We start from the raw sequence: 4,808 nt of genomic DNA, 5'->3' as shown, positions 1-4,808 counted from the left end.
CACATCGTCGGCTATCAAGCCGCGGGCGAGATCGTCGAAGTCGGCGCCGAGGTCTCCCATCTCAAGGTCGGCCAGAAGGTCGTGACCGTGAACGCCTTCGGCTCTCACGCCGAGCTCCGGGCCGTGCCGGCGCGCAACGCCTGGCCCATTCCGGACAGCTTCGACATCCAGAAGGCCTCGGCGATTCCTGTGCCGTTCGGCACGGCGCATGAATGCCTGTTCGGCGCGGGCCGTCTTAAGGCCGGTGAAACCGTGCTGGTCCAGGCGGGGGCGGGCGCCGTGGGGCTCGCCGCGATCCAGTTGGCCAAGAAGGCCGGCGCCACAGTGCTGGCCTCGGCCTCCAGCGACGCGCGTCTGGAACGGTTGAAGGCCTTTGGCATGGAGCACGGGATCAACTACAGCCGTGACGACCTCGTCGAGCAGGTGATGAAGCTGACCGGCGGCAAGGGCGTCGATCTGGTCGTCGATCCCGTCGGCGGCGCCACGCTGGCCGGCAGCCTGGGGGCGCTCGGCTATCGCGGACGTGTCTCGCTGGTCGGCAACGCCGGTCGCGAGCCGATGAAGGTCGACGTCTCGTCCCTGATGGCCGGCAATCGCTCGCTCACCGGCGTGTTTCTCGGGGCGGAGATCATGACCGACCGCGTGCACGACATGATCCAGGATCTGATCGAGCGCGCCGCGCGCGGGGAGCTCGAGGTGCTGATCGACAGGACCTTCCCGTTGTCGGAAGCCGCCGCCGCCCACGCCTATATCGAGAGTCGCCAGGCCGTCGGCCGGGTGCTGCTGATCCCATGAGCAACCGTGTGCTGGCCCATACGGGCGCAAAGTACCCGATCATCCAGGCCCCGATGGGCTGGATCGCCCGGTTTCCGCTGGCGAGCGCGGTCTCGCGCGCCGGTGGTCTTGGGATCATCGAGACCTCGTCCGGCGAGACGGAGAACTGCAAGGCCGAGATCACCAAGATGGCGGCCACTGGTCTGCCTTTCGGGGTGAACCTGCCGATCATGTTCCTGCGTGACGACGCCATGCTGCGCTTCGTCTGCGAGAGCGGGGTCAAGTTCGTGACCACCTCGGCCGGCAGTCCAGCCAAGTTCATCGGCCCGCTGAAGAACGCCGGCATCGTCGTCTATCACGCGGTGCCGACGGTCGATGCGGCGGTCAAGTGCGTCGAGGCTGGCGTCGATGGCCTGGTCGTCGAGGGCGCCGAAGGGGGCGGCTTCAAGAACCCGGAGGAGGTCTCGACCCTCGTCCTGCTGCAGGCCATCCGCGCCAAGGTTGATGTGCCGCTGGTCGCCGCCGGCGGCATCTGCGACGGGCGCGGCATGGCCGCGGCCTTCGCCCTGGGCGCCGAGGCCATCCAGATGGGCACCCGCTTCGTCAGTTCGGCGGAAAGCCCGGTGCACGCCAACTACAAGGCGGCCATCACGGACGCCAAGGAGACCGGGACCTGGGTGCTGAACAAGAAGGCCAGCCCCTGCATCCGGGCTGTCAAGTCCGGGCTGACCAAGGAGATTCACGAGGCCGGCGTCATGCCGCCGGACGTGCTGAAGAACATCCTGAACGTCTATTTCGGTGGCGACATGGAGGCCGCGCCCGCGCTGGCCGGTCAGACCGTGGGGCTGATCGATGAGGTCAAGCCCGTCCAACAGATCATCGACGAGACTGTCGCCCAGTTCCACGACATCTGCGGGCGCCTGGGCGCCCTTGCCGCCACGCGCGGCTTTTAGAGGATATTCGACATGCAGAACCTGTTCTCACTTGAAGGCCGTGTCGCGCTGGTGACCGGCGGCTCGCGCGGCATCGGCGCGATGATCGTCAAGGGCTTCCTGACCTACGGCGCCAAGCGCGTCTACATCACCGCCCGCAAGGCCGCGGCCTGCGACGCGGCGGCCGAGGCGCTCAGCGAGTTTGGCGAGGGCGTCTCGCTGCCCGGTGACATCTCGACGATGGAGGGCATTCAGGGCCTGGCCGACCGCATCAAGGAACGCGAGGACAAGCTGGACATCCTGGTCAACAATGCCGGCGCAGCCTGGGGCGCGGCCTTCGACGAGTTCCCGGAAGCGGGCTGGGACAAGACGGTCGACCTCAACATGAAGACGCCGTTCTTCCTCACCCAGGCGCTGATCGGCCCGCTGCGCGCGGCCGCCAAGGACCACGTGGCCAAGGTCATCAACATCGCCTCGATCGACGGCCAGTCGGTGACCAAGGACGAGACCTATCCCTACGGCGCCTCCAAGGCGGGCCTGCTGCACATGACCAAGCGGATGGCCCTGCGTCTGGCCCCGGAGAACATCGCCGTCAGCTGCATTGCGCCGGGCGCTTTCGCCTCGGACATGAACAAGGTCGCGCGCGACCACGCCGACGCGGTCTCCAAGGCCATCCCGGCCGGCCGCATCGGCACGGAAGAGGACATGGCCGGCGCGGCGATCTACCTGGCCTCGCGGGCGGGCGATTACGTGATGGGCGGGGCCGTGACCGTGGACGGCGGGGTCAGCTTCGCCCGCTAACCCAGGTCTTCGATCTCCGCCGGTTCGGCGTCGCTAAGGGGCAGATCGCACGTGTCCTTGGCGCCGCCGCGCAGGGCAGGGGGGCGAGCGCCCCGCTCGCGGGCCGACATCAGCGACCAGCCGCCGGGCTTGAGGATCTCCAGCGGCGAGAAGCGCGCCTTGTAGGCCATCTTCTCGCTGCCGGGCACCCAATAGCCGAGATAGACATAGGGTAGGCTGCCGGCCTGGGCCTGGACGATATGGTCCAGGATGATGAAAGAGCCCAGGCTGCGGCGGGTCTCATCGGGCTCATAGAAGCTGTAGACCAGCGACAGGCCGTCGGCGAGGACATCAACGAGCACGCAGGCGACCAGGTCGCCCGGCCCGCGGTCCAGAGACTTTCGACGATACTCGATCAGGTGGGTCCGGACCGCGGTGTCCTCGACCATGGCCACGTAGTCGGGCCAGGTCATCTCGGCCATGCCGCCGTCGGCGTGCCGCGCCAGCAAATAGCGGCGCAGCAGCTCGAACTGCTCCAGCGTGGCCTCGGCCTCGACCAGGTGGCGCTCGAGGTCGTCATTGCGGTTCAGAACCTTCCGCTCGGAGCGCGACAGCACGTACTCGCTGGCGGGCGCGCGAGCCGACTGGCAGGCGCGGCAGGTCTCGCAGGCGGGGCGGTAGGCGATGTTCTGCGAGCGACGGAAGCCGACCTGGGTCAGGCTGTCATTGACCGTCGGGCCGTCGGACAGCGGCAGGTGCGCGAACACCTTCCGCTCCTCGCGACCGGGCAGGTACGGGCAAGGCGTGGGCGCGGTCAGGAAGAACCGAAGCTGTCGCGTCGGAAAGTGCTGCGTCACGGAAGCCCGGTCCCCTCTAGCCTAGATGCGCCCTTAGACGGATTAGGGGGCATTGCGTCCGGTTGCGCAAGCTTCGCTGAGGCATTGCGCGGCTAACGGTCACAGACCGTCGGGCAGCACCGGCTTTTCGCGCAGCAGGACAATCGAAATGCGCCGGTTTCCAGCCAGGGTCGGATCGTCGGCGTAAAGCGGCTCGGAGTTGGCCTTACCCGAGACCTGGTAGATGCGGTCGTCGTCGACCCCGGCGGCGCGGAGGATCTGGCGCGAGGCGTCGGCGCGGGCGGCCGACAGCGACCAGTCGCCGTCCTGCTTCTTGCCATAGGCGCTGGCGCTGGTGTGGCCTGAGATGGTCACGCGGTTGGGCAGCTGGTTGATCACCTTTGCGACGGCGCGCAGCAGGATGCGGGCGCGATCGTTAGGGACCTTCGAGTTCTCCTGGAACATCGAGCGGCCTTCCTGGTCGACCAGCTGAATGCGCAGGCCTTCCGGAGTCTGGTCGATCAAGATCTGCTTCGACAGTTCGGCCAGTTCGGGCATGTCCTGCAGTGACTGGCGCAGCGACTGGGCGGCCGAAGCGAAGCTGTCCTGCTCCTTCTTGGCCAGGGCGTCGCGCAGGGCTTGCTCGCTAGCCGAGGCGAGGCTGGCGGTTTCGGTCGATTGACCGTCCTTCTCGACGCTGTCCGGAACCTCGGGAGCCATCTGCTGAATGGCCGACATCTTGCCGTCCGACTTGGCCCCATCGTCGCCCAGCGACGTGCCGCCCAGTATGCCGCCCGAGCCGCTGGTCGTGGACGAGATCGAGGCGGGCGCGAAATAGTCGGCGATGCCCTGCTTCTGCTCGGGGCTGGTCGTGTTCAACAGCCACATCAGCAGGAAGAAGGCCATCATCGCGGTCACGAAGTCGGCATAGGCGACCTTCCAGGCGCCGCCGTGGTGGCCGTGGCCCGAGACCTTCTTCACCTTCTTGATGAGGATCGGTTGCTCGCTGCTGACCGCCATCGTGCTTAAGCCTGTTTAACCTTGGATCCGCAACCTGCCGAAAGGACGTTAAGATGGGGTTGAAGTGGCGGGCGAAGGCCGCGTAATCCGGGGCTTCACTCTAGGAGTTTGCGATGAAGACGGCGTTTATCGGTCTGGGCGTTATGGGCTTTCCGATGGCGGGCCACCTGAAGGCCGCCGGCCACGAGGTCGCCGTCTACAACCGCAGCCCCGAGAAGGCCCATCGCTGGGCCGAGAAGCATGGCGGATCCGCCTTCGCCACGATCGCCGAAGCGGTCGCGGGCGCCGAGATCGTGCTGCTCTGCGTCGGCAATGACAATGACGTGCGCGACGTCGTGGCGCAGGCGCTTCCCGCCATGGGCGAAGGCGGCGTGATCGTCGACCACACCACCACCTCGGCCAAGGTCGCTCGCGAGATGGCCGCCCTGGCCGCGACCAGTGGTAGAAGCTTCGTCGACGCCCCGGT

General features: G+C 67.1%; 6 protein-coding genes. 4 read left to right on the top strand and 2 right to left on the bottom strand.

The window, feature by feature from the left end; genetic code table 11:
• The 3 genes from Q0379_RS18315 to Q0379_RS18305 form a co-directional block, all read left to right on the top strand.
• The coding region (locus Q0379_RS18315) for a zinc-binding dehydrogenase (protein ID WP_299014902.1) at positions 1 to 795 on the top strand (795 nt) is incomplete at its 5' end.
• Entirely contained in the window at positions 792 to 1,727 is a 936-nt protein-coding gene (locus Q0379_RS18310) for a nitronate monooxygenase family protein (protein ID WP_299014900.1), read from the top strand. The genes Q0379_RS18315 and Q0379_RS18310, both read left to right, overlap by 4 nt.
• Positions 1,728 to 1,739: 12 nt before the next feature.
• Positions 1,740 to 2,507: an SDR family oxidoreductase gene (locus Q0379_RS18305; RefSeq protein WP_299014898.1), complete on the top strand. Its 768-nt coding sequence runs from the start codon at positions 1,740 to 1,742 to the stop codon at positions 2,505 to 2,507.
• Here Q0379_RS18305 and Q0379_RS18300 read toward each other — a convergent pair.
• Both Q0379_RS18300 and Q0379_RS18295 read right to left on the bottom strand, forming a co-directional pair.
• Positions 2,504 to 3,343 (bottom strand): arginyltransferase, encoded by an 840-nt coding sequence (locus Q0379_RS18300; protein WP_299014896.1) that lies wholly within the window; start codon positions 3,341 to 3,343, stop codon positions 2,504 to 2,506. The genes Q0379_RS18305 and Q0379_RS18300 overlap by 4 nt on opposite strands.
• A 99-nt stretch (positions 3,344 to 3,442) precedes the next feature.
• On the bottom strand, positions 3,443 to 4,342 hold the full coding sequence (locus Q0379_RS18295) for a flagellar motor protein MotB (RefSeq protein WP_299014894.1): 900 nt from the start codon (positions 4,340 to 4,342) through the stop codon (positions 3,443 to 3,445).
• A gap of 113 nt (positions 4,343 to 4,455) precedes the next feature.
• On the opposite strand from Q0379_RS18295, the gene Q0379_RS18290 reads away from it, so the two are divergent.
• Positions 4,456 to 4,808: prephenate dehydrogenase/arogenate dehydrogenase family protein (locus tag Q0379_RS18290; RefSeq protein ID WP_299014893.1), on the top strand; the 353-nt coding region annotated here is incomplete at its 3' end.

The organism is uncultured Caulobacter sp. (genome assembly GCF_937900395.1).
Lineage (GTDB): Bacteria > Pseudomonadota > Alphaproteobacteria > Caulobacterales > Caulobacteraceae > Caulobacter.
Note: the sequence above shows the minus strand (reverse complement) of the source record. Positions and strands in the feature narration are given on the sequence as shown.